Annotated in this window: 19 protein-coding genes and 2 tRNA genes; 8 read left to right on the top strand and 13 right to left on the bottom strand. The window is 51.9% G+C overall.

Annotated elements, in window-relative coordinates:
• Positions 1-21: 21 nt before the first annotated feature.
• On the top strand, positions 22-705 hold the full coding sequence (locus N1030_RS10450) for a DUF6946 family protein (RefSeq protein ID WP_265825423.1): 684 nt from the start codon (positions 22-24) through the stop codon (positions 703-705).
• Positions 706-915: 210 nt separating this feature from the next.
• Here N1030_RS10450 and N1030_RS10445 read toward each other — a convergent pair whose 3' ends face one another.
• Positions 916-1,530, bottom strand: a complete 615-nt coding sequence (locus N1030_RS10445) for a DedA family protein (RefSeq protein ID WP_265825422.1) — start codon at positions 1,528-1,530, stop codon at positions 916-918.
• 543 nt (positions 1,531-2,073) lie between these two features.
• Here N1030_RS10445 and N1030_RS10440 point away from each other — a divergent pair.
• Complete coding sequence (locus N1030_RS10440) at positions 2,074-2,475, top strand: DUF1294 domain-containing protein (protein WP_265825421.1); 402 nt, start codon at positions 2,074-2,076, stop codon at positions 2,473-2,475.
• A gap of 146 nt (positions 2,476-2,621) precedes the next feature.
• Here the strand turns inward: N1030_RS10440 and N1030_RS10435 are convergent, their stop codons facing one another.
• The 3 genes from N1030_RS10435 to N1030_RS10425 all read right to left on the bottom strand — a co-directional run bounded on the left by N1030_RS10435 (position 2,622) and on the right by N1030_RS10425 (position 5,786).
• Entirely contained in the window at positions 2,622-3,110 is a 489-nt protein-coding gene (locus N1030_RS10435; protein WP_265825420.1) for an RrF2 family transcriptional regulator, read from the bottom strand.
• A gap of 189 nt (positions 3,111-3,299) precedes the next feature.
• Entirely contained in the window at positions 3,300-3,671 is a 372-nt protein-coding gene (locus N1030_RS10430; protein ID WP_265825419.1) for an FMN-binding protein, read from the bottom strand.
• Between the two features lie 558 nt (positions 3,672-4,229).
• Positions 4,230-5,786 carry a class I SAM-dependent methyltransferase gene (locus N1030_RS10425; RefSeq protein ID WP_265825418.1) on the bottom strand — a complete coding sequence of 519 codons (1,557 nt, stop codon included), beginning with the start codon at positions 5,784-5,786 and terminating at the stop codon, positions 4,230-4,232.
• Positions 5,787-6,845: 1,059 nt separating this feature from the next.
• Here N1030_RS10425 and N1030_RS10420 point away from each other — a divergent pair.
• The gene (locus N1030_RS10420; protein WP_265825417.1) at positions 6,846-7,637 is read left to right on the top strand and encodes an RNA methyltransferase; all 792 of its coding nucleotides are present in this window, start codon (positions 6,846-6,848) and stop codon (positions 7,635-7,637) included.
• A 254-nt stretch (positions 7,638-7,891) separates the two neighbouring features.
• Here N1030_RS10420 and N1030_RS10415 read toward each other — a convergent pair whose 3' ends face one another.
• The 4 genes from N1030_RS10415 to N1030_RS10400 all read right to left on the bottom strand — a co-directional run bounded on the left by N1030_RS10415 (position 7,892) and on the right by N1030_RS10400 (position 10,522).
• Entirely contained in the window at positions 7,892-9,274 is a 1,383-nt protein-coding gene (locus N1030_RS10415) for a hypothetical protein (protein WP_265825416.1), read from the bottom strand.
• A gap of 185 nt (positions 9,275-9,459) precedes the next feature.
• The gene (locus N1030_RS10410; RefSeq protein ID WP_265825415.1) at positions 9,460-9,867 is read right to left on the bottom strand and encodes an ATP-binding protein; all 408 of its coding nucleotides are present in this window, start codon (positions 9,865-9,867) and stop codon (positions 9,460-9,462) included.
• A gap of 369 nt (positions 9,868-10,236) precedes the next feature.
• Positions 10,237-10,312 (bottom strand) — tRNA-Thr (locus N1030_RS10405).
• Positions 10,313-10,445: 133 nt separating this feature from the next.
• Positions 10,446-10,522: transfer RNA gene (locus tag N1030_RS10400), tRNA-Pro, on the bottom strand.
• A gap of 165 nt (positions 10,523-10,687) precedes the next feature.
• Here N1030_RS10400 and N1030_RS10395 point away from each other — a divergent pair.
• A complete protein-coding gene (locus N1030_RS10395) occupies positions 10,688-11,563 on the top strand; it encodes a rhodanese-like domain-containing protein (protein ID WP_265825414.1) in 876 nt (291 codons plus the stop codon).
• A complete protein-coding gene (locus tag N1030_RS10390) occupies positions 11,560-12,486 on the top strand; it encodes a DUF362 domain-containing protein (RefSeq protein ID WP_265825413.1) in 927 nt (308 codons plus the stop codon). Before N1030_RS10395 ends, N1030_RS10390 begins: the two co-directional genes overlap by 4 nt.
• A gap of 47 nt (positions 12,487-12,533) precedes the next feature.
• On the opposite strand, the gene N1030_RS10385 is transcribed toward N1030_RS10390, so the two are convergent.
• Complete coding sequence (locus tag N1030_RS10385) at positions 12,534-13,688, bottom strand: HD domain-containing phosphohydrolase (RefSeq protein ID WP_265825412.1); 1,155 nt, start codon at positions 13,686-13,688, stop codon at positions 12,534-12,536.
• An 11-nt stretch (positions 13,689-13,699) separates the two neighbouring features.
• Complete coding sequence (locus N1030_RS10380) at positions 13,700-15,352, bottom strand: DUF342 domain-containing protein (RefSeq protein ID WP_265825411.1); 1,653 nt, start codon at positions 15,350-15,352, stop codon at positions 13,700-13,702.
• A gap of 262 nt (positions 15,353-15,614) precedes the next feature.
• Between N1030_RS10380 and N1030_RS10375 the strand changes: the two genes are divergently transcribed.
• The 3 genes from N1030_RS10375 to N1030_RS10365 are packed head-to-tail and all read left to right on the top strand — an operon-like array spanning position 15,615 to position 20,664.
• Positions 15,615-16,373: a TetR/AcrR family transcriptional regulator gene (locus N1030_RS10375; RefSeq protein WP_265825410.1), complete on the top strand. Its 759-nt coding sequence runs from the start codon at positions 15,615-15,617 to the stop codon at positions 16,371-16,373.
• Positions 16,364-17,500 (top strand): efflux RND transporter periplasmic adaptor subunit, encoded by a 1,137-nt coding sequence (locus N1030_RS10370; RefSeq protein ID WP_265825409.1) that lies wholly within the window; start codon positions 16,364-16,366, stop codon positions 17,498-17,500. The genes N1030_RS10375 and N1030_RS10370 overlap by 10 nt, the downstream gene beginning before the upstream one ends.
• A complete protein-coding gene (locus tag N1030_RS10365) occupies positions 17,497-20,664 on the top strand; it encodes an efflux RND transporter permease subunit (protein WP_265825408.1) in 3,168 nt (1,055 codons plus the stop codon). The genes N1030_RS10370 and N1030_RS10365 overlap by 4 nt, the downstream gene beginning before the upstream one ends.
• Positions 20,665-20,750: 86 nt before the next feature.
• On the opposite strand, the gene N1030_RS10360 is transcribed toward N1030_RS10365, so the two are convergent.
• From N1030_RS10360 to hflK, 3 genes are all read right to left on the bottom strand, one after another.
• Entirely contained in the window at positions 20,751-21,446 is a 696-nt protein-coding gene (locus N1030_RS10360; RefSeq protein WP_265825407.1) for a LexA family transcriptional regulator, read from the bottom strand.
• A gap of 572 nt (positions 21,447-22,018) precedes the next feature.
• On the bottom strand, positions 22,019-22,867 hold the full coding sequence (hflC, locus tag N1030_RS10355) for a protease modulator HflC (protein ID WP_265825406.1): 849 nt from the start codon (positions 22,865-22,867) through the stop codon (positions 22,019-22,021).
• 2 nt (positions 22,868-22,869) lie between these two features.
• Entirely contained in the window at positions 22,870-23,955 is a 1,086-nt protein-coding gene (gene hflK, locus N1030_RS10350) for an FtsH protease activity modulator HflK (RefSeq protein WP_265825405.1), read from the bottom strand.
• Between the last annotated feature and the right edge of the window lie 28 nt (positions 23,956-23,983).

Genomic DNA, 23,983 nt, shown 5'->3' with positions numbered 1-23,983 from the left:
TCATAAGGGAAAGGGGACGCAATGGTAGGCAAATACAAGTCAATTTTTGTTCCGACAACTGGCCCGGATGACTGGCGGCAGTTGCTCGCGGAACCGGATAAGCAATGGAAAACGGGATGCTCGGCAAAAGAGTTGGCGTATTGTTGGGAGATGGCGGAAGGTTTTCCTGCTGAAGTTGAAGCGGTGTTGCGTTCGCAGCCTGAGTTTGCTTCTCTGGAAATCCTTTTTGCAGTTCCTGAATATAAAGTTTTCTTGCCGGGTGGAGCCAGGCCGTCTCAGAATGATATTTTTGTGCTGGCAAGGAATAGCGGTGGGCTCGTTGTGATTATGGTTGAAGGAAAAGTATCGGAGCCATTTGGTCCAACTCTTGGCGATTGGCTTGCCGAGACGACTTCCGGTAAGGTGAAGCGCTTGTCCTACCTGCGTAGCGTCTTGCGTATACGTGGGGAGATTTCAGAAAAGATGCGGTATCAATTGTTGCACCGGACGGCTTCTGCCTTGATTGTAGCAGAGCGGTTTTGTGCAAAGAACGCTGTGATGCTGGTGCATTCTTTTTCTGCTGAAAGCGCGTGGTTTGATGATTATGCAGCTTTTCTGGAGTTATACGGTGTGACTGCCAAGACTGGTGTTCTTCATAATGTTTTGGACGAGTCAGTGCCGAATTTGTTTTGTGGTTGGGTGAAAGGAGTCTCCGGGGGGCGCTAGCGATGTTGGGTATGAAAACAAAAAACCGCCCTGAATTCTTTCGAAATCAGGGCGGTTTCATTTGCTGGGGCTCTTGAGCGGGATTGAACTGCTGACCTTGTTATAGGTAAGGACGCGCTCTGGGGGCTGGATTGAAAAACTCTGGTAGTGCAGCTTGTCTTTCTGCGGTGATTATCCGGAGGTGGATATGGATACCTGATTGGTCGTTTATTATTTTTCTTTTCTGGTTTTGGCCGTTGAATCGTCGTTTGTCTCATTGCTGTGCGTATGTTTCTTGCGCCTTACAATGTGTCGATAGATGGATATTGAGACGCTTGCTGCAATGATTGCAGCTCCTAATTCCAATTCGTATTTCTTGATTTGGCCAATGTACGATTCAATGGCATGCCCGAAATAATAGCCGCCTGCTGTAATGGCTATCGCCCATAGCATCGCGCCTGCTGCGTTGAGTATGGCAAATTTTGAAGCGTTGACGTTGCTCATTCCATACATGAACGGTGTTGCTGTCCGTATACCATAGATGAACCTGAATAAAAGAATCATCAGGGTTTCATAGTGCTCTGTTCTTTTTCGTGCGTATGTAATGCTGGCGAACAAGCGTGGAAAGCGTGACAGAAAGAAGTCGTTGTGGCGTCGTCCGAGATAGAAGTACAACTGGTCGCCCATCAGGCTACCCGCAAAGGCCACCAGCACCACTTTGGGGAAACTGAGGTAACCCTGATGAGCGGCAAGGCCGCCGAAAATGAGGATGGTTTCGCCTTCGAGGAAGGTTCCTAACCATAAGGCGAGATAGCCATAAGTGGATATGGCTGCTTCCAGCGTCATGTATGCTCCTCTTGGATGCGTGAGGCTCGTGCTGCCTGTGTCCCGGCTCGACTGCAGGCTGAATGAGATAGAAGTATACTTTCTCGGGATGTGTAAATCCAGCTATTGGATAAATAATAAGCTGACTTCGTCTGAGGGTAGAGTTGGAGGTCGAAGAGAAAAACGCCCTGACTTCTCTAGAAGTCAGGGCGGCTTCAATTATATGGAGCTCATGGGCATTATTGAACTGCTATCCATGTTCTAGTTAAATACTTTCGCTTTTTAACCATACCTGAATGCATGTAGGTTGTATGAGACGGATTACAGAAAAATGGTCAAGTCAATTAGCTGACATAAAGCAAAGCAACGTTCTGTTTCTGCATTTGATTCGCCGGTTAATCATGGCCTTATGGGTAATCACCTCGTATGATAGGATCTGTTAAAAGTAGCAATTGTCGTTAATGTATATCCACAAAGAAGACAGAAGCGATGCGGAAGTCTCGATTCACGGAAATACAGGGGCATTCGGATGGTACTAGGTCCGTGTAAGGGGTATGAAATATTATGCTAGCGAAGGATAAGTTGTATTTGGGTGTCATTGCTGTGTTTTTTGGTATCATAGGTGCCTTTGCGTTTGCTGGAAAATTAATGCCAGAAATACTGGCAGGTTATATTTTGACTAGCTTGGTAAGTTTCTTTGTCTACGCCGTAGATAAATCAACAGCCCAAAGAGGTGATTGGCGTGTTCCTGAGAGTACATTGCATTTATTGTCTTTAGTTGGTGGGTGGCCGGGCGCGCTCTTTGCACAACAAACGCTTCGTCATAAAACAAAAAAACAACCTTTCCGCACAACGTTTTGGATAACAGTTGTAATGAATTGTTGTGCATTTATATATCTATGTATCCCAAAGGGGAGGGGAATCCTGCATACGTTGATAGCTAACGTGATAATAATGGCAAACTGATTCTGTCTTCAATTTGTGGAGCACCAGCCAGCTGGCTGTTGAAAAGCCCTGACTTCTTTCGAAATCAGGGCTGTCTGTTTTATGGGCTGATGCCATTTTCAATGCCATGTGCTGCTGACGTGTGACCAGCAGGCGGCTGTGCGGGATTATACGGATTTGATCCAATGCTCGATTGCGAGCTTTTTGTTGTCTGAGAAGTCGCTATATACCTTTTCGCGGAGCCAGCGCAGAGATTTTGAGCGTAACTGTTCTCTAAGCAGTTCCTCCGCTTCCTGAATGACCACCTTGATCAGGCAGGGGCATTTGGAAGAAAACTCGGCAGAAGGTTCCGTAAAGATGTTTTTCTTTCGTATTTCAGCGCATTGAAAGAAATAGGAAGGGCCTTCAATTGCTTCGATAATATCCCAGAACGAAATGTCGCTTGCAGATCTGGCCAGTTCGTAACCGCCATTGACTCCGGGTACTGACCTGACGATCCCGCTTTTCCTCAGTTTGGCGAAGACCTTGGAAAGATATGTTTCTGGTATCGCATTCAATTCAGCTATCTGCTTTATGCCGATGGTTTTCCCTTCCGGGAGGTCCGTCATATAAAATAATGAGTGGAATGCGTACTCCACCCCGACGCTGAACTGCATGTGATACCCCGATATCAAGTGGAATGTTTTTTAGGCATCTACCACTAGGCTTGCAGGGTCTGCAAGGATTTAAGGCGCATGTAGTGCTTGGGAACCCTTTAGAGAGAATGGCTCCCTCCGTTTCATGAAAAGCGGCTGCTGGTCAGAGAACGGTTCGGGAGCCTCTCGTGCTGATGACAGGCGTTCGGACTAAATGGTTTGCTTCACTTCAGAGACAGTGATTTCAAGGACTCGGTTGGCCCACGAGAAGTTGCTTTTTACAAGGTCAAACTCCGGCCCGCTGTTTTTGAAGATGCCAGTGGCCTTGATAAGATAGCCAGTTCCCGGCCCCATTTTACCTTCGACCTCTTTGGAGCCCAAGGTGAGGAGCACGTTGTTGTTTTTTTCCATCTTCCTTTGCGTCTTTCTCATTCCGAATGCCGGTATAAGAATCCGGTTTTCACCGGGGAAGGCAAGGTAGGAATTCCAAGTATTTACAACATGCGCTCCTTCGTCGTCACAGGTTACGATGGAAACGACTCCTTCTTTGCCGACCACGGTCATGAAGTTTTCATTGAACATGTAAGATCTCCTTACTAGGCTAATTGTGTCTAATCTGGATATTCGTTATCCGCAATAGAGATGAATTAGGGTGGGCTTGCTATATTGTCAAGAGCGAAGTCTGGCACGGAGTCTTTCGGTGGAGAACATCTGTGTATGAAGTGATATGAAAGCAGGGGGTTGCGCTAGCTGGAGAAATATCTACTGCTCTGCGATGGAGTTCCGGAGTGTTCCATGGAGTTGGAAAGGGGGGGGCAAAGCAGAATCAGGCCTGCTTGATTCGTTTAACACTGCACTGCAAATCCGATTTGCTCGGGACAAGTCTGAATGTCGTGGTCTGGAAATAGAAGAACCGCCCTGACTTCTTTCGAAATCAGGGCGATTTCATTTGTATGGAGCTCTTGAGCAGGATTGAACTGCTGACTTCGTTCTTACCAAGGATGCGCTCTGTCCTTTGCTGGTTAAATATTATGGGAAGTTTGCACTGGCGCTCCTGTCCCAAATGACGGGTTTATTCCAAGAAAGTGCTACTGTAGTGACTGTGCTACTAGCCAAGTGGATGAAGAAACAGTAGGAGTTTTACATAGATGAAAATAGCAGTTCTTCATCTTGGTTGTATGCAGTGTTGCCATTGCACATGGGGCAAGAGATGTGGCTTTTGTCTTCAACGTGAAATATGGAATTGCATTCAGGGCAAAGCACACGCAAAATATAGTCGTCATGATCAAGTTTGTCAGTGTGACATACGAAATATGACTTTTCGATTTCCCGAGCGGAATCGCCAGAGGTCAACTTTCCTTCGAAGACAAGCATAATCCTGAAAGACCAATGTTTCCGTGTTGGATAGAAAATAACCTTAACTCTCTCGAACAAACTGTCAAAGGCGGTGAGGTAATTGCTCAAGCTATAGTCTTCAGGGAACGGATCTGGATAGTACTTTGTATTTCCAAGTCCATACGGCATAAACTCGCTAATCAAGGTTTTATCGCAATACGCAGCCAGTGTTTGAGCTATAAAGTTCATAGGCTTTTTCTGAGTAATTGATAAGTGGTGAGAGATTGCCAAGGACAGCGCCACCTCCCCTTTTGCGGCAAGAGGCAATTGCCAGAAGTTATACCGATCTCCGCGGTATATTCCGTGAACTCCCACAGAGACATCTAGAGAAGACTCTTCCCCAGCAACTCTCGAATACAATTTCTCAATTGCTGCACCGTGAATATCGAAGGCATAAACCTTAGCCCCAAGCCAAGCAGCCATGAGTGAGAATTTGCCTGCATTAGCGGCTATGTCTACAAGCGTTTTGGGTTGCTTCGCCTTTAACAATCTGAGGACCGTATAAGCACGTGTGTCTTCAGATTCTTGAAGTTTTTCAAAGTCGAAATCATTTTCTTTATGATACCCAGTCCAAACAGTTTTTGTATTTTCGAACCGAAGCTTTGGTAGTAGCGCTTTATAAAAGCGCAGGCACATTTCTCTATCATGATATGGTGCTTCAATCAGATCTCCGGTAATAGCCTGATATTCATTGTCTAAGATAGATCCTTTATGGTAGCAGATATATCTTAGTATATTCTCTAGCTCTGGTTTTTGGGCGCGCAAAAGCATCATGTTAAAAAAACATCCCTTGAATTGTTTAAGGGATGTTAGGCCATTATTGGACATGTTGAGAGGAAGGATAGATCCGAAATCGATAAAAACTGGTGAACAGTTGTTGTGCATCATGATGTTTTCCTGATGCCCATCGCAAGTTGCGAGTCCCCAATTCATCAATACTTCATTCAACTCAATAAATTTCATTCCTGCCTTTCTATAGAATTCCCAAGGCCAAAAAGCAGGCTTTGTTATGTGTGGGATCTTTTCATGCCACAGAATCAGAGGATAATCCTTTAACTGCAATTCTGTTCGTCTTGTGTCGATAAGAAGCCCTCGTTCCACAAGTTTACGAACAATATTTTTATCAAAAAGTTCGTGAACATAATCGGTCATTTCTTCATTTATGGCTCGAAATACTTTGCCTCTGTATGAAAATACTTTCCCTACAACATCAATACTTGAAACAGATGTGAGTGTGAGCCAATTAACTTCTTCAATGTCGATAAACTGATTGTTTGTCTTCATAAGCATTGCATTCACCATCAAATATCCTGATTGTTTGTTGTGGAAGTTATGTGTTTATTGATGAAACGTATGTAAGTGCTATATTCCCCAATTAGGTGTTTCAGAAATCCGTGACGATAAAATCAGCAGGAGCGGGTGGTTAAACATCCATCCCATTTTTAAGTGTGATAATGAACACATCGGCCATGCTATCGTCCGTGCGTAGGCACATAAGCAAAAGTCGAACCCAATATTTAAAACTGTATAAAATTAGGATGTTAGATGGGGTGGTGTGGCGCAATATATTCTCTGGCCTATATCATTCAAAAGAATGACATGCGGATAGTGCAAGGTCGCCTCTCGTGGCTTCGCCCCCTCCTTCACCCCCTTTTCATACACACCAGCAGGGGGCAGGCTTCAAGCTTCTCCTGTGCTAATCGCATTCCCTTGTTACATTTTTTATTTGTGGGGGCTTGCGTTCATCTAGGGGGGTCTACAAGAACTCCGAGAAGCGTAAAAAATGACTGTTATTCAATAAAAAGTAGGGAGCGCTTTTGGCATGTGTGGAGTAGCCCTGCTTTGGATACATGTGTCGACTAATATTGGCAGCGTATGTAGGGGCGATCTTTGTTCTGTCTCGTCTGAAGGCAAGGGAGATGTTGTTTGAAGAGGTGTGGTGGAGTGGGTGAAAGATGGAAAACAAAAAACCGCCCTGACTTCTTTCGAAATCAGGGCGGTTTTATTTGTGTGGAGCTCTTGAGCAGGATTAAACTGCAAGAGCCTATATATGATCGGTCTTAACAGTCGCTGTAATCGTACGGAGACCTGCATTGCGAATTCCATTCCGAGAGGGATGGGGCAGCTGGAGTATTCCGCGTTTGAAACGTATCTCTTGGCTGTTGTTTCCGGCGGCTATTTGGAGGGATGAACTGCGATTCTCGTGAGTTTGCACTATGCTGGTGTCGGGGGCTTTCATGGGGGGAGTGTTTCGCAGGCAGAGCTTTTATTGCTGCTAGACACGCAGCCCAGCGGCTTGTAAGGACGGGGCAGGCAGAGCCCAGTTCCCGTCACCCAAAGCTGTATTAAAAGAGTTGTGTCATGCTCGACAATCTTGCCGTCGTCCTCGTGAAGCCCCGTTTCCCGGAAAATATTGGCATGGCCGCTCGCGCCTGCGTCAACATGGGCGTGAATGAGCTTGTCGTGGTGCAGCCAGAGCGTTGGGACATGGATCGTATCCATTCTCTTGCCACGATTAAGGGGGCCGATCTGGTTCGTTCCATCCGTGTGGAGGATGATCTTGCCAAAGCGCTTGCAGGATATACGCAGGTGTACGGCACTACAGCCCGCACGGGCGGCTGGCGCAGTGAGATTCTTTCACCGGAAAAGGCTGCCCCTCTGATCTCCGGGCAGCTTGCCGGAGGTGGTAAGGTTGCTCTGCTCTTTGGCCCGGAGGATAAGGGGCTGACCAATGAAGAGACGGAAATCTGCAACCATCTGCTCACCATCCCTGTAAACCCGCAGGCCAGCTCTTTGAATCTTGCGCAGGCCGTGCTTATAGTTCTCTATGAATGCTTCAAGGTGGGGGCGCGTGCCCCGCTTATGTCCGTCGCCAGTGACGCGCAGTCGCCTCTGTGTACGCACGCCGAACAGGAGATGGTCATTCGCACCCTGCGCGACACGCTTTTACGTATCGACTTTTTGCGTAAGAATAATCCAGACTACTTCATGCTCCCCGTGCGCCGCTTCCTGCAGAAGATTGCCCTGCGCCGCCACGAATTTTCCATGCTCATGGGTATCTGTAATCAGATAGGCTGGGTGGCGGATAAAGCCGGACTGCCTAAGTGTCAGGATAGGGGCGGCACTGATTCCGATTCTGCCCCACGAGATTAACACGCCGCGCTCAAAGCCCCTGCTTACGCTTGTAAGTAGGGGCTTTGATTTTATGGAGCTCTTGAGCAGGATTGAACTGCTGACCTCGTCCTTACCAAGGACGCGCTCTGCCGAAGGTGATCATTTCGTCCTCTTCGACAACGGGCAGGCGTTGAACCAGATTTTTGCTACCCTAATGAGATAGCTTTTGTGCAGATATCGATTTGAAATTGAACAGCCAAAATTTCCGTTTTGGAGTCGGGGCTGGCTTTGTGTCAGGCGTCGTTGTGGTTTAGTTTGTCAATGAAGACCCTATTTCTTGCATGAGCGATTGATAGTAAATTTTCATAATTAGTAATTTCTAAGAAGAATTTGTCTTTAAGGAAGACTCCGTAATAGGATTTACCGTCAGGGCGTTTTTTTAGGCTATGTCCTGATTCCATGTAATCTGTAAAATATTCGCAGTAAATATCGCAAAGAACTATTCCGTAAAATTGAGTCGAGTCGGTAATTGTTATTCGCTTTCCGTTGTGCTTTGTTTTTTTATGGTGAATCATTCGCTGAACATAGTTTTTGATTTGAGCTATGGGATCGTTAGTCTCGCTTAACTCGAGGCTTGTCTTTTTTAACTCAATTATAAAAACGTTGTGATCTTCTCCGAGAGGGTCAGAGTATGCAGCACAAATATCATAACGTTTGTCACCGCGTTCGTGTGGTTTTCCCAATGTTGATTTTTCGTAAAGGTCTGATGTTAAAAAGTCATATAGCGCATATCTGTCGTCAATTATCCATAGGTTGTGTCTAAAATAATCTGCATCACAGTTTGTGCTATCTGTCTTTGTTGGAAATAGGAGGTTGTGAAGTATTTCTTCTGGTTGAAACTTGTCGTCTTCTTTCTTTTCAAGAAGTTTTTCGTATAGATTTAATACGAAGTCTCTGTATTTGATGTATGAAACAAGGGGGGCATGGTTAAGCTTCATTCCATTGTTTAATTTTTCTAATGATTCTTTTTTAAATGTGTCGAAGTTTGGGATGTCTTTGTCTTCATACTTCTTTGAGATGGTTTTTACATAATTGAAGCTTTCAACTTGTTTTGCTGCAAATTCTCGAACATATCTTTCTTTAATAGCTTTTTCGTCTTCGCCAAGTTTAAAGCTGTTTCGTATCGATGTGTCGTCCTTTAAAAAAGAAAGGTGTGGTAAATCTTCAAAAGTTTTGTCTATGAACTTATCGAGGGTGTCTTCAAGTGTAGATATGCTGCTTTTGGCGAATGACCTTGCTTGCTCGAAAGCTTTTTCATATATTTTATCCAATGTTACAGAGCTAGGTTCAATTGAGTTTGATTGCGCTATGTTAAAATCTGATCTCTGGTGATTGAGTTTTTTGTTGAGATACTCAGATATAACAACTGAGTTTATATAGTGTTTATCGTCGTTGTCTCCAATTTTGCTACTTGGCAAAAAGTCAATCTTTCTTTCTTTTACAGTTCTTCCGTCTGCTGATAAAATTATCTTGTGGGTTGATCTGTGAGGGGTTCTGTTTTTGATGTGGTATATGTCAAATTTATTGTTCTCTATGATGAAACTTGTTCCAGAATTGACATCTTGGGAGTTTGTTCCAACGTGAAAAGTTCCATTGTCATTTATAACAATGTTCACGTTTTTTATTGAAAGCAGTGAAGGAAGGAAGTGATTTAATACTTCATTATGTATTGCTTCGGTTGTGATTTTATAAAATTCATTGAACTTTGGTGTGGGGTTTTTGAGTGTTATCCTCGTGTTGTAGGCTTTCTGAGTTGTTTGCTTCGGAGTAATTTTGGTGATGTTGCTGAAGTTCTTATCAGTTAATGTTGTTTTGAGTTCAAAAAAAGTATCATTTTCTTCGAAGATACTGTCGATGTTGACTTCATAGAATGCAGAAAAAATGATAAGCGGCCAATTCCTTTGCAGTTGAAGTTATTTTTTTTATGTGTTGTGAACAGGCGTCCGAAAGAATTCTTGTTTTGAGTCGTAAATCCAAGTCCATTGTCACTTATTGATATGGTTGTAATAGCTTTTGGGTCGAGATCGTTTTGGTTTCTAACTATATCAATTGTGATATTACCATGGTCTCTGTTGGCTTCTTGTATAGATTGAATAGAATTATGTATTGCTTCAAATATTGGGAGGAGTGGCTTTCTTTCAACTTCAGGGGTGGCTATTTGTTCGACAGCATTTCTGAAGTCAAAAAAAGGGTGATCTGTTGATGGCATGGCTATCGAATCCTCTGAAGGCGTCATTGTAAGGTGGTATGGAGCGGGGGGGCTCGGTAAGTGCTTTCCGATAGTTTTTAGCGCATGGTGTTTATGGTGTCAAAGTTTAGTAAGATAATCTGGATTCCTCGGAGTATTTTGGATGATGTAAAATTCTGATTGCTGTGATCTGAGGCTTGTTGTCATAAAGATTAGCATAGTAGGTTGATCGATTTTGAATCGTGGCTCTGCAAATCCGATTTGTTCGGGACAAGTCTGAATGTCGTGATCCGGAAACAAAAACACCGCCCTGACTTCATTCGAAATCAGGGCGGTTGCTGCATATGAAAAAGCCCCTGCTTATTTTCATAAGCAGGGGCTTAGATTTTATGGAGCTCTTGAGCAGGATTGAACTGCTGACCTCGTCCTTACCAAGGACGCGCTCTGCCGACTGAGCTACAAGAGCCTATATATGATCAGTCTCAACGGTCACTATGATCGTGCCGGAGACTCGCATTGCGAATTCCATCCCGTGTGGGGTGGCCTTCTAAGAACCAGCCCCTCGAACTTTCGTTCGAGGGGCTGAGGGTTCGCGGTAATGGTCGGGATGAAAGGATTCGAACCTTCGACCCCTTGAACCCCATTCAAGTGCGCTACCAGGCTGCGCTACATCCCGACGTTGCGAAGAGGGTGTTTATATGCTGTGGCCGGTGTCGTCAACAAAAAATTTCAAATTAGGCACTATTTTTTTAATTCGGGCTGGAGGGTGGTTACTTTTTTCGCTGCTTTGTGTACTGTGTTTTTAGATAACTCTCTGAAATCCTGACGCTTGTGAGGTAATATGGAAATTCCACGTGCAGTGCGGGCAATATCGCCCGAAGAGTTGCGCAAGTTCATGGCGGAACACGAAGAGGGCGCATATACCCTTGTAGATGTGCGCCAGCCGCAGGAGTATCGGCAGGAGCACCTGCCCGGAGCCCAGCTGATTCCGGTTTCCGAGCTGGAAACACGGCTGGGTGAGCTTCCGGCAGAGCAGGATCTGGTGTTCTACTGCAAGAGCGGGGCACGCTCTGCCGCTGCTGCGCTCATAGCGCAGGACAGCGGCGTGATTCGCGGTAGCATCATGCATCTGCATGGCGGGATTCTGGCGTGGGAAGGTGGCTCCATTGGCAGCTTGCCGCGGGTGGAGGTCTTCGCCGGTGTCCGATCTGCCAGCGAGTTGCTGATGAAAGCGCTGGAGCTGGAGAAGGCGGCCCATACCATGTACACCATGGTTCGTGCCTCCTCGCAGCGAACCGCTCTTTGCAATCTCATGGATAAGCTCATCGGTGTGGAAGAGGCGCATGCCCGCATGGTCTACAGGTACCTGAGCCGCTACTGGACCGATGATTCGGGCGAACTGCCGCCGTTTGAAGTGCTTTTCGACACGTTGCAGGGGCGCGTACTCGAAGGCGGCCTGACTGTGGATGAACTGGAGCCGTGGATTCGTGGCGCCATTCAGGGCGAATGTGTAGAGCTTGCCGATCTGGCCCTTGAGGTGGAGCTGAACGCCTACGATCTGTACCGCACGCTTGCCCGTCAGGCTGCGGCATCCAACGGCGCTTTCGGGCTGGGTGCTGATGCGGAACTCATCTTTCTTGATCTCGCCTCGCAGGAAAAGCATCACGCCCGTCTTATCATGAGCAGAATGGCGGCGTTTGAGGAGCCCAAGGCGTGAGTGACTGTCTTTCAGTTGCACTTGCACGCTGTCACGACTACCTGCCGGAAGCTGTGGAGCAGGCGGTGCACATGGTACTGGATGCCTGCGGCTACCGTCCTGCGGCCGGAAGCCGTGTGCTGGTCAAGCCCAACCTGCTCAAGGCTGAGCCCGGCGGATTGTGCTGCACCCACCCGCAGGTGGTGCGCGCCGCATGCACCTATCTGATGGACTGCGGCTGCCGTGTAACGGTGGGGGATTCGCCTGCCTTCGGATCCGCGGCCAAAGTTGCGCAGGCCATAGGTCTTGCAGAGGCGTTGGCGCCTCTGGGCGTTCCCATTATCACGCTTGATGTTCCTGTTAACGTACAATTGCCCTTCGGTATGACGGTGGGCATTTCACGGCATGCGCTGGAAACGGATGCGTTGCTCTCCGTTCCCAGAATTAAGGCGCATACCCAGATGCGCGTCACGTGCGCCGTGAAGAACATGTTCGGCTGCGTGGCAGGCGTGCGCAAGGCTTTGGCGCACACTGTGCACGGTGACAAGGGCAATGCCTTCCGGGCCATGCTGGTGGAGGTGGCGGCGGCGCTTCCGCAGACAGCTGCTTTGGTGGACGGCATTGTGGCCATGGACAGGATAGGGCCGTCCGGCGGTGATGCCTGCACACTGGGAGTGGTGGGCGCGTCCCGTGAAGCCGTGGCTCTTGATTCGGCCGTATATACGATGCTGGGGGCAAAGCCTGCGATGATACCGCTATGGGGAGAGCTGCAGAGTCGCGGCACAGTGGGGGCATTTGCGGAGAACCTGAGCTTTCCGCTACTCTCTCCTGCGGATATTGATGCCACGACGTTTCGTTTTCCCGGTTCATTGACGCCGGAAACCTTTCATCCTCTCCGGTTGCTGCGCAGTGCGGTAAAACGCTGGTGGATGGCCCGACGCTGAAGCCGTCCGTCCCGCCGTCCCGTCTGGCCGGGCGTGGGGCGGAACGATCAGCTTCCCGGTCTGGCGGCAGGTGCTTCGTCGGGCTTGAGGGCGACAAGGATGGGGATCGGTCCGCTGATCTTGAGCAGATCCGGCAGGGCCTTGAGGCGCTTGAGCGCGCTGTCTGAAATGCTTTGCCCCTTGAGAAGCAGCACAGTTCCTTCGGCATTCACCAGATCTTCGGCCAGCACCATGCCGGCCTCTACATGCTCCAGACGGGTTGGTTTGATTTCGCCGCCGAGTTGCTCGGTGATATGCGCCTTGAGTGCGGCAAGCACTGCGGGGTCGTAGCTGCCGGCGGTGTTGCCTGCTATGAGCTGGTCCACGGCTTCGCGTGCGGAAATCCCCTGCTGTTCCAGCCGGTCAAAGGCAAGGGCAACCCGCAGAATGCGTGCACCGAGCGGCGTAGTCTCCGAGAAGTCGTCAAGCTGGTGGGCGATAAGCTCTGACACCGGAGCCATACGTGGTATATTGGAAAGCAGGTTTGCACCGATGTCGGGATGCATGCGGAATATCTGCTGTTCCTCTGCGCCAAGCTGCTCGTCACGCATCACTTTTTCCAGCAATTCCTCCGGCAGGCCCACGCAGCCCAACTGGCAGAGCATGGCGGCTACATCAAGCTGCCATAGATTGGGGTCTTTCATTCGTTTGCCCAGTTCGCCCACAAGGGTGCGAATGCGCTCTGAGCGGCCGAACGCCTCCGGGCTGACAAGGCCAAGCACATCCACCAGAACCTTTACGCTGCCGAGCAGGGTGCCCCGAAGCAGTTCTTTTTCCGCCGTGATGAGCCGGTACTGTTTAATGGCGTCGCGCAATACGGCGAGAAGGATGTCCGGCGGGCATGGCTTGGTGAGAAAACGGAAAATGGCTCCGCGGTTCACGGCGTCTATGGCGGCGTCAAAGTCTCCTTGTCCGCTGAGTATGATGCGTACCGTCTCGGGAGCAAGTTCGCGAACGCGTTCCAGCAGGGTAATGCCGTCCATGACCGGCATCTTGAGGTCGGAAACCACCATGGCGAAAGGGCCTTTGGTGCGGACCATCTCCAGAGCTTCCATAGGCCCCGGAGCTACCTCAATGACATACTTCTTGTGCAGGTTGCGCTGGAAGGTTGCCAGAATGTTGGGTTCGTCGTCCACGAACAGGATCTTTTCGTGCGCCAGCAAGGGAGCCTCCGTCAGATGAGTGATATTTCCTGTACCTGCCGTTCCTGCGGAGTCCACTGGTATTTGACGGCAAAGTTGGGCTTGTCGAGCCTGATGGCCCTGTCCCCGATCTTGATACGCGTGCCCTGATGGGCATCCTTGCGGATTGTGATCGGGGAGCGGGCAAGGGAGTGGTTATTCAGCGCCTTGAGCCTGCCCAGTTCCGTGTGGATCTCCTTGAGCCGCTCCTCAAGCCGTGCGCGAACTCTGAGCATTTCGGCCACAATGCGCCGGTCTCCTTCCGGGGTTTTGAGGAGTATGGCGCGCGGCGTGCCGCTGCCGAGCCACTGGTCCAGGCGTTGCTGCTGCCGCCGGATGGCATCCTGCTCCCGTGTAAGGGTGTCCAGTTCAGGAATGTCCAGTGCTATGGTCAGGGCCGTCTGCGTGCCCATGTCCGATCCGGATTCAAGGATATCTATGCCGCGGGCTGCAATGAGGGAGCCGCCCATGACAATCCCTTTTCCCTTGGTGGCGAAAATGGCTCCTTTGGTGGTGATGAAGGAGTTGATGATGCCACCGTTGATGGATACGTCGCCTTCTGCCTCCAGTACGGCGTCATGTGCATAGGCAGCCTGAATGGTGCCGCCGGTGCGGATGAGGTTGCGACCTTCCATGGTTATGCCGCCCCGTACTTCAAGGTCTCCGCCGCAGGTGACCATGGCGCTTTCCACTACGCCGTCAACGATGATGTGGCTGGCGGCGGTGACGGAAAAACCTGAGCGGATGGTTCCCTTGATATGTACGGAACCTGTCTCCACGAGGATGTTGCCGGTGGTCATGTCCACGTCCCCGGCAATCTGCAGGACAGTGGAGACTCCGATGCTGCCCGTGCTTACGTCCACCAGACCCGTTGTTGTGGCTTCGTAAAGAATGGTGCCGTCTTCCTGCTCGACTTCACGGATGTTGTCGCCTGTCCGGACCGGCCTGTCTGTTCCATCCCGGGCGGGAAGTTCGTTGCCGAACACGTCCAGTCCGCGCACTCCCTTGGTTGGCGGATGGTAGCGGGCAATGGGCGTTCCTTCAGTAACATGAGGGTGTGCGCCGCGGTCACGGAAATTGATGGAGCCGTCTTCCGATTCCTTTCCCACGTTCTCCCGTTCGGTCAGCAGGCGCTCCAGCCGTCCGTTTACACCGTGCTTGGGGGCAGTGCCTTCGCACAGTACCAGTTTTTGCGGAACGCCCGTCTCCTGCGCCCGGTGCAGGGCCTCATCCAGCCGGTGCATGTCTATGGGCAGGGTAACCTTCAGGTCTTTTGTGGCCTGCTGATAGACGATGGGAAGGATGGGGTGCCCCTGAAAGCCGGTGGCGTAGACCGTAGCCTGAACCGAGAGCGCGTCCTTGGAAATATGCACGAGGGGAGAGATCTGAAGCTGACCGCCCAGCATGGACATGAGACCGGGAGCGGTTGCCCGCACTTCTCGGGTTGTCATGTCCACAGAGTAGAAGGGAGGTCCGGGCGCCTCGCCATTGGCGGCCTTGCCGGCCGCAAAGGGGGCAAGATTGGTTGCGACGCCCAGCAGGGTTCCGGCCATTGCGGGATAGTCCGGGTCTCCGGCTAAGTCGATGAACTGGCAGAAGGGTTCGGGGCTGCAGCTGTGCTGATCGTTTTCGACTTCGTCTGTCATGTTCTCGCGAGGCCTCCGGATTGCGAACGTGATTATAGTGTATCTTAAGGCACTTTGGGGTTTTTGATCAACCTTTCTCTCAGCCTGCGAGGACGAAAAACCGTATTGCGGCGGGAGGCAACATAGCAAGATCGGTCAAGAAATTGATGTTGGTGCGCGCTATCTTGTAATAATGTTTTACAAACTTTTACAGGTGTACGGAACCTTGCAGCTTGACATGGTGTATTCTTTGTTTCAAACACTGTTTGAAATAGGTGGTGCCATGGAAAAACAGTGTTTGTGTGATCGGTTGCTGAAGACGGCGCGCGAGGTGTTTGAACGCCACCGTGCGTGTTGCGGCATGCCTTCCTCCAGAGCGGAAGCTGAAGAAGCCTTGACCCGGCGCAGACTGCTGCAGGTTGCCCGGGGAGTTTTTGCCGAAAAGGGCGCAGGGGCTACGGTGAGGGACATCTGCCATGCCGCAAGGGCCAACGTGTCTGCCGTGAATTACCATTTCGGCAGCAAGGACGGGCTGTTGGCTGCGGTGCTTTCTTCGGTGCTGGAGGATTTGCTGCAGATGTATCCGATGGATGGCGGTGTGCCTGAGGATGCGGATGCAGAGGACAAGTTGTTCGGCTTCGTCTTCGCTTTTTTGTGTCGAATCTTGCTGGCGACTGGCCGGGATGAGGAAAAGGGGTTAGGCGAGATGCTTTCCGATGCCTTCATGCATCCCATGCCGCCGTTTGAACAGTATGCGGATGCGCATCGCAAGGCCGTTGGCGAGTTCGTGATTCCGATTCTGCAAGTGCTTGTCAGCCGGTCGGCACCTGCCGGTGCGAAGGTGGAGAGAGAAACCCTCGTGCTTATGGTGCGCTCCATCGTAGCGCAGATACTGATGTACAACGCCAACAGGGCCAAGATTCTCGCGGAGCGGGGCGGCAGGGGCTTCACCCCTGACGAATTGGCGGTTGTGGCACAACATATCACCCTGTTTTCTCTGGGTGGGGTCAAACATATCTCGGAGCAGTTGTTATGCGAGTAATGCGAATTAAACCTCTTGCGGCTGGGGTGCTGTTAGCCGCGTTTCTGGGACTGACGGGCCTGCTGACCGGCTGTGATGACAGTTCTGCGGCATCCGGGGAGGAAACTTCTGCACGGACGGCAACGGCTGCTCCGCAGGTTGGCAATAGTTCAGCCATGGCGGATACGCCGGATCTGCCTCCCAAGCCCGAATATGTGGTGAACGTGAAGGTGGAAACCGTGGTGCCGGTTCGCATGCAGGATATGCTGATTCTGCCCGGCGAGACCGAGGCGCTTGATGACATCAAGCTGGCTGCAGAGCGGGCGGGTGTTGTTGAATGGGTAGGGGTGACCGAAGGGCAGATGGTGAAGGAAGGTCAGCAGGTCGTGCGGATCAACCTTTCCGCACTGCAGGCGGCGCTGGACCGTGCCCGGGCGAATCTCAAGCTAGCTGAAGAGCAATTGCGCCGCAGACGTGACCTGTATGCCCGAAAGGTGCTTTCCCGCGAGGAACTGGAGCAGGCAGAGAACGAGCAGACCGTGGCTCAGGCGAACCTTCGCGAGGCTGAAGTGAACCTCAACTACGGCATTACCTCGTCGCCTGTTTCCGGCGTGGTGAACAAGGTCTACGTGGATCCCGGCGAATATGTGGGCGAAGGCGCTACCGTGGCGGATATCGTGAACGTGAGCACCCTGCGCGTCAATTTCAATGTGCCTGAAGCGGACGTACGTTTCCTTGCCGAAGGCCAGAAGGCTGAAGTGCGTGTGGACACCTATCCTGGCAAAGCGTGGATCGGAACCATAGACTTTGTGGCATGGAAGGCGGATACCGCCACCAGAACCTTTCAGGTGCGTCTGGTCGTGGACAACAGGGAAGGCAAGATCAGGCCCGGCATGATCGCCCGCGCTTCGTTTGTCCGCCGCGCGCTTGCCGATGCCGTCACTGCTCCCCTGTTTTGCGTGCAGGACAAGGGCGGCGAGCGCATAGTGTTCGTTGAAAAGGATGGCGTGGCGCAGGCGCGCACTGTTGAACTGGGGGTCATTGAAGACGACAGGGTGCAGGTGCTGAAGGGCCTTGTCCCTGGTGACAGGCTTATCATTGTCGGCCATACCGAGGTTGAAGACGGTACAAAGGTGAACGTGCGATGATTCTGAACGAAGGGGCATTGAAGAACCAGTCTCTGGTCATGGTGCTGCTTGTCCTCATCGTGGTGGCCGGTCTTTACAGCTATGTGAAGTTGCCCCGCGAAGCAGCGCCCGATATCCAGATTCCCTACATCTTCGTGAGTACTGATTATGAAGGTGTGGCGCCGGAGGATATGGAAAAGCTCATCACCATTCCGCTGGAGCGCAAGCTCAAGGGGCTGGAAGGCGTTGAAGAGCTGACATCCCAGTCCGATGACGGCAGATCCACCATTGCCATCAAGTTTCTGCCCAGCGTGGATATTGATGATGCACTGCAGAAGGTGCGCGACAAGGTGGATCAGGCCAAGGGCGACCTGCCGTCGGATCTTGAGGATGATCCGATCATCAGTGAAATGAACTTCTCGGACCAGCCCATCCTGCAGGTTGTGCTTTCCGGTCCGTTCAGCCTCAAGCGGCTCAAGGTCTTTGCTGAAGAGCTGGAGGATCGATTCGAGGCCATTCCCGGGGTGCTGGATGCCCGCATCATCGGCGGGCTTGAGCGTGAGATTCACGTCGAGTTCGATCTGGACCGGGTGGGCGCTTACAATGTTCCGTTCACCACGATGCTGAAGGCCGTGGAGCGGGGCAACGTGAACATGCCCGGCGGTTCCATGAATATCGGCGACGCGCGTTATCAGGTACGTGTGCCGGAGGATTTTCAGAATCCTTCCGAGATCAATAATATCGTTGCCTTTGTCCGTGACGGAAGGCCCGTGTATCTGCGCGATGTGGCCTCCATTCGGGATCACTACAAGGACCCCGAGACGTTGAGCCGTCTGGATGGCGAGAATGCGGTGACGCTGCAGATCGTCAAGCGTAGCGGTGAGAACATCATCTTCATCAACGATCAGGTCACTGCCGTTGTGGAGGAAATGCGCGACTTTCTGCCGCCCACGTTGAAGATCAGTCTTACCGCCGACATGGCGGAAGATATCCGCAACATGGTGGCCGACCTTGAAAACAACATCCTTTCCGGTCTGCTGCTGGTTCTGGGCGTGGTGCTCATTTTTATCGGCGGTCGTTCGGCACTGTTTGTTTCCGTGGCCATTCCCCTGTCCATGCTCATCACTTTTGCCATGCTCAGGGTGTTGGACATCACGTTGAACATGGTTGTGCTCTTTTCGCTTATCCTTGCGCTGGGTATGTTGGTGGATAACGGCATCGTTATCGTCGAAAACATCTACCGCCACATGCAGGAAGGCAAATCCCGTTTTCAGGCGGCGATGGACGGCACCAGTGAAGTGGCATGGCCTGTCATCACCTCCACGCTGACCACGGTGGGGGCCTTCTTCCCCATGGTGTTCTGGCCGGGCATCATGGGCGGTTTCATGTCCTTTCTGCCCAAAACGGTCATTCTGGCGCTTATGGGCTCACTGTTCGTGGCACTGGTGGTCAACCCCGTGCTTTCTGCCCGGTACCAGACGGCCAAGCCGCCTCGTTTTGCGGATGACGGTTCGGAGGCCACGTCCCGTTCCCGCAGGGTGTACCTCAAGCTGCTGGAATGGTCGCTGGACCATCGCTGGTTGGTCATAGCTCTTTCCTTTGCCATGTTCATAGGTTCCACCATGGCCTTCGGCATGTTCGGCAAAGGGGTGGAGTTCTTCCCTGATACGGAGCCCAAGCGCGCCTATGCGAACATCAAGCTGCCCGTGGGGACCAACCTTGATGCCACGGACCGTCAGGTGCGGGTCATTGAGCGCATTTCGTCCGAATATGACGATGTGCGATTTGTCATCGGCAGCAGCGGCGCAGGCACGGGCGGCGATTTTGGCGGCGGCGGAACCGGTACCCACCTCGGCTCAGTGACGCTTGACTTCAAGCCTATTGCCGAACGCAGCAGGGATTCTTCAAGCGTGGTGGCGGAGGTGCGTGAGCGTCTTGCCGCCATGATTACCGGTGCTGAGCTGCGCGTGGAAAAAGAGAAGGAAGGTCCGCCTACCGGTGACCCGGTCAGCCTTGAAATCTATGGTGCCGACATGCAGGTGCTGGGATCGATTGTCGAGCAGGTGCGTACCATCATGCGCGACATCCCTGGCATTGTGGACCTGAAGGATAACTTCGTGGACGGCAAGCCGGAGATTCAGATTCGCGTGGACAAGGAAAAGACCGCCCTGCTCGGACTTGATACCTATGATGTGGCATATACCGTCAAGGCTGCCATCAACGGGGCCAAGGTCGGCGTGTACCGCGAAGGCAAGGACGAGTATGATATCATCGCCAAGCTGCCCGAGAAAGACCGTCAGTCCATCGAGGCGTTGCGACGCATCACGGTTTCCGGCCCCAACGGCGAGCCCGTGCCCCTGACCACGCTGGCGGACATCCATCTGGCAAGCGGTCTTGGCGCCATCAACCACAAGGACCAGAAGCGGGTGATTACCGTTTCCTCCGACGTGAACGGCAGGTTGGCCAACGATATCATCCGCGAGCTGGACAGCAAGCTCAAGACCCTGAGCTGGCCCCGGGGCTACTCATATAGCTTCGGCGGCGAGCAGGAAGAACAGCGCAAGGCTGAGGAGTTTCTCACCGAGGCATTCATCGGTGCCATCTTCCTCATCTTCATGGTGCTTGTGGCCCAGTTCAATTCCATGCTTACCCCCTTCATCATCCTGACGTCGGTTGTGCTGTCCTTCATCGGGGTGTTCCTTGGCCTGCTTATAACGGGAACGGCGTTCGGCATCATCATGACCGGTGTGGGCGTCATATCCCTTGCCGGGGTGGTGGTGAACAACGCCATCGTGCTCATTGACTACTTTGAGCAGCTCAAAAAGGCAGGTATGGAAACCAGAGAGGCTCTGCTGCGGGCGGGCACAACCCGTTTCCGTCCTGTCATGCTTACGGCCATAACCACCATTCTGGGGCTGTTGCCCATGGCCATCGGTGTGAGCTTTGACTTCTTCAAGATGGAACTAATCACGGAGTCTGAATCCGCGCAGTGGTGGGGGCCCATGGCAGTGGCCGTTATCTTTGGCCTGCTGGTGGCAACCCTGCTGACGTTGCTGGTTGTGCCAGTTCTCTGCTCGCTGCAGGACAGCCTGCGGGTGCGGCGTCAGCGCAGGCGCGAACAGCGCAAGCCCGGAAAGGCGGCTGTGGGGGATGGTTCTGCAAAAACGGAAGAGCAGCCTGCATAATTGTCAGGCTGAAATGCATACGAAAAAGGGACGTTCCATGGAACGTCCCTTTTTCGTTGCGTTGCGTAATTGTAAGTATTTATTGCTTACAAAGTTTGTAAAACCCAAGCCACTCGGCCGAGAATGGCTTCGGAGCGCTTTTCCACGGGCAGGTACTGTTCGGGGTGGGACTGATTCTCGCTGCGCATGATGAAGCGGTTGTTGGCGGCGTCCAGGAAGAGGCGCTTCAGGGAAATGCCTTCGTAGGGGACGAATACGCCGTAAATTTCACCGGAAAGTACGTTCTTCTGGCTTGAGTCCAGACCTACGTATGCACCCTTGTGGATAAGGGGCTCCATGCCGGAAGTTTCCATACGCAGCACCTGAATATTGGTGCCTGCAAAGGACTGGGGAATGCAAAGCTTGCCGATGCCCTTCAGTACACGCTGACCGTTTTCGTCGGTATCGCACTGCATGGAGTGGATTGTGACTACGGCGTTGCGGGCGTCAGGATCGCCGAATTTGGCGGAATCTTCGAACACGCGGCCTGCGGCGGGACCTTCCAGAGGCTCATAGCCCTGTTCTGTGCGCAGGTACATGGGGCCGACGCCCTTCTTCAACCAGTCGGGGTTCAGACCGAACTTTTCGAAAAGCTTCATGTACCAGTCGGAGGGTACGGAATTACGGCGCTTGGCATCGGAAATGCTGGACTGACGGATGTCCAGTACCTCTGCCAACTCAACCTGAGTTCTGGTGTGGGTGGAGAGCTTGATGCGCTCAAAGACTTCATCAAAGGTAGACACGTGATTTCTCCCGCCTGTCACGGCAATGCCACGGAAGGAAAGGCAGTGACCTGTTGACAGAATGTTTTTTCTTATATAAGATGTGCTATGAAGTTGTGCTGTTCTTGCGCCCGCGAAATGCAACAGTACCGGCTCGATTCAGTACGGGGACGCCTCATGACGGTGAGTCGTATGCACCAACAATTCTGGTGCACCCTGTACTCCGTTTCGTCCTTCCTCGAAGTGGTATCTCCGCCAGTCCCTGTGATCGTCTTGCATTCGAAGGCATGCAAACAGGGCACGAAACATCCTCGTAAAAACAACCTGACTTCATGGTCAGGGATTCCGTTGACGGAATCCTAATTCTTTTTTCGACCGTTGTAGTGTGTTGTTAGTGCACACACAAACGCACATTACCATATACAAAAACTATGATGTTATCAAATGCCAATGTGTATGGCTCTATTTCTTTCAGAATTTACTGTGCTTTGCGTATGTTACACATATCGTTTCTCTACGTCTCCGAAATAAAAAAACGCGGCAGAATGCTATAAGCTCTCTGCCGCGTATCTATTGAATTTGTAAGCTAATGCTTACTTAAGGAACTTCAGGAACGGATCATCCGGTGAAAGGAGGATGCGGGTGTTGCCTGTAAGGCTTTTCTTGTACGCTTCCAGCGAACGCTGGAACTCGTAGAACTCGGGAGACTTGCTTAGTGCCTCCGCGAAGATTCTGGTAGAGAGCGCTTCACCTTCACCGCGGATGATGGAAGCCTGCCGTCTGGCCTCGGCGAGGATAACAGCCTGCTCCTTGTCTGCAGTGGACTTGATGGTCGTGGATTCTTCCTGACCCTCTGAACGGTACTGCTTGGCCTGACGTTCACGTTCCGCACGCATGCGACCGAAGATGGCGCGCTGGTTTTCCGGCGGCAGGTCGGTGCGCTTGATGCGTACGTCGATGATCTCGATGCCGTAGTCGGCAATGAGCTCGGACGAGCGCTTGGTCACCATCTCCATGATGGCGCTACGTTCGGATGAGACAACTTCGGTCAGGGTGTACCGGCCCAGGAATACGCGCAACTGCGAGTAGACGATGTCATCCAGTCGGGCCTGTGCGCCGGGAATGGTGCGCACCGTCTGGTAGAAGCGCAGCGGGTCGGTAATGCGCCAGCGGGCATAGTTGTCCAGCACCAACGCCTTCTTGTCCTTGGTCAGGGCTTCGGCAGGCTGTGCATCATAGTCGAGCACGCGGGCGTCGAAGTAGATGACGTTCTGCACGAAGGGCAGCTTGAAATGCAGGCCGGGTTCACGCACCCCGCCCACAGGCTTACCCAGTTGCAGAACCAGAGCCTTTTGGGTCTGGTGCACGGTAAATGCGGACTGGAACACGACCACCAGGCCGATGAACAGGCTGATGATAAGGGTGAGCGATTTGTTGGACATGATTACTCGCCTCCCTTCTTCGTCTTCAGCTTGTCGAGGGGCAGGTAGGGTACCACCTGCGAGAGTCCCTTTTCAGGCATGATGAGCTTTTCCACCTCGGAGTTGCCGAGGATTTCTTCCATGGCCTCAAGGTACAGGCGTTTCTTGGTGATGTCCTTGGCCTTGTTGTATTCCTGCAGAACGGCAAGGAAGCGGTTGGCTTCACCTTCTGCATTCTTGACCACGGTTTCCTTGTAGGCCTGCGCCTGGTTCACGATCTGTGCGGCATTACCGCGGGCCTTGGGGAGCAGCTCGTTTCTGTAGGCTTCCGCCTCGTTGATGATTCGGCTGCGGTCTTCACGGGCGCTGGCAACGTCCTTGAACGCATCGATGACTTCCTTGGGCGGATGCACGTCCTGCATCTGCACGGCCACAACGCGGACCCCCGCGCCGTAACGGTCCAGAATGACCTGCAGCAGATCGCGGCAGTCGCTCTGAATCTGCGTCTTGCCCTTGGTCAGCGCGTTGTCGATGACGTTGTGGCCTATGATTTCACGCATGGCCGCTTCTGCAGCGCTCTTCACGGTCCAGCCCTGCTGGGTGACGTTGAAGAGGTACTCCACGGGATCCTTGATCTGATATTGCACGATGAACTGAACATCCACGATGTTCTCGTCACCGGTGAGCATCAGGGATTCTTCCTTGACCGAGCGCAACGAGCCCTGCTGGAAGGAGGAGCCGCGTTCAATGGACCGGAAGCCCACTTCCACACGGCGGATTTCCGTGATTTTGGGTTTGTAGACGTTTTCTATCGGGAAGGGGAGATGGTAATGGGGGCCGGCTTCCACGGTGCGGTCATATTGACCGAATCGCAGCACGATACCCACTTCATCCGGCTCCACGATGAATACGCCTGAAGCCAGCCAAAGAAGAAAGACCAGGCCAACTATAAGTTTGCCCGCGGGGAACTTGAAGCCCCGAAGCTTCTTCAGGCTGTCGCCGATGGGGTCGATGTTAGGACCTCCGGGACCCCAACCGGGGCCGGGGCCCTGTCCGCCACCGGACTGCCTTTGCCGTTTTTCTTGCAGTTTTTCCCAATCCCAGTTCATAATGCATGAAAAATATGGCAGTTGCTGT

Source organism: Desulfovibrio mangrovi, assembly GCF_026230175.1.
GTDB lineage: Bacteria > Desulfobacterota > Desulfovibrionia > Desulfovibrionales > Desulfovibrionaceae > Halodesulfovibrio > Halodesulfovibrio mangrovi.
This window is presented reverse-complemented; position numbering and strand designations above follow the sequence as displayed.

Coding starts and splice junctions, on each gene's coding strand:
- N1030_RS10450 (WP_265825423.1), top strand. CDS start 22: ATGGTAGGCAAATACAAGTCAATTTTTGTTCCGACAACTGGCCCGGAT.
- N1030_RS10445 (WP_265825422.1), bottom strand. CDS start 1,530: ATGACGCTGGAAGCAGCCATATCCACTTATGGCTATCTCGCCTTATGG.
- N1030_RS10440 (WP_265825421.1), top strand. CDS start 2,074: ATGCTAGCGAAGGATAAGTTGTATTTGGGTGTCATTGCTGTGTTTTTT.
- N1030_RS10435 (WP_265825420.1), bottom strand. CDS start 3,110: ATGCAGTTCAGCGTCGGGGTGGAGTACGCATTCCACTCATTATTTTAT.
- N1030_RS10430 (WP_265825419.1), bottom strand. CDS start 3,671: ATGTTCAATGAAAACTTCATGACCGTGGTCGGCAAAGAAGGAGTCGTT.
- N1030_RS10425 (WP_265825418.1), bottom strand. CDS start 5,786: ATGGTGAATGCAATGCTTATGAAGACAAACAATCAGTTTATCGACATT.
- N1030_RS10420 (WP_265825417.1), top strand. CDS start 6,846: ATGCTCGACAATCTTGCCGTCGTCCTCGTGAAGCCCCGTTTCCCGGAA.
- N1030_RS10410 (WP_265825415.1), bottom strand. CDS start 9,867: ATGCCATCAACAGATCACCCTTTTTTTGACTTCAGAAATGCTGTCGAA.
- N1030_RS10395 (WP_265825414.1), top strand. CDS start 10,688: ATGGAAATTCCACGTGCAGTGCGGGCAATATCGCCCGAAGAGTTGCGC.
- N1030_RS10380 (WP_265825411.1), bottom strand. CDS start 15,352: ATGACAGACGAAGTCGAAAACGATCAGCACAGCTGCAGCCCCGAACCC.
- N1030_RS10375 (WP_265825410.1), top strand. CDS start 15,615: ATGGAAAAACAGTGTTTGTGTGATCGGTTGCTGAAGACGGCGCGCGAG.
- N1030_RS10370 (WP_265825409.1), top strand. CDS start 16,364: ATGCGAGTAATGCGAATTAAACCTCTTGCGGCTGGGGTGCTGTTAGCC.
- N1030_RS10365 (WP_265825408.1), top strand. CDS start 17,497: ATGATTCTGAACGAAGGGGCATTGAAGAACCAGTCTCTGGTCATGGTG.
- hflC (WP_265825406.1), bottom strand. CDS start 22,867: ATGTCCAACAAATCGCTCACCCTTATCATCAGCCTGTTCATCGGCCTG.
- hflK (WP_265825405.1), bottom strand. CDS start 23,955: ATGAACTGGGATTGGGAAAAACTGCAAGAAAAACGGCAAAGGCAGTCC.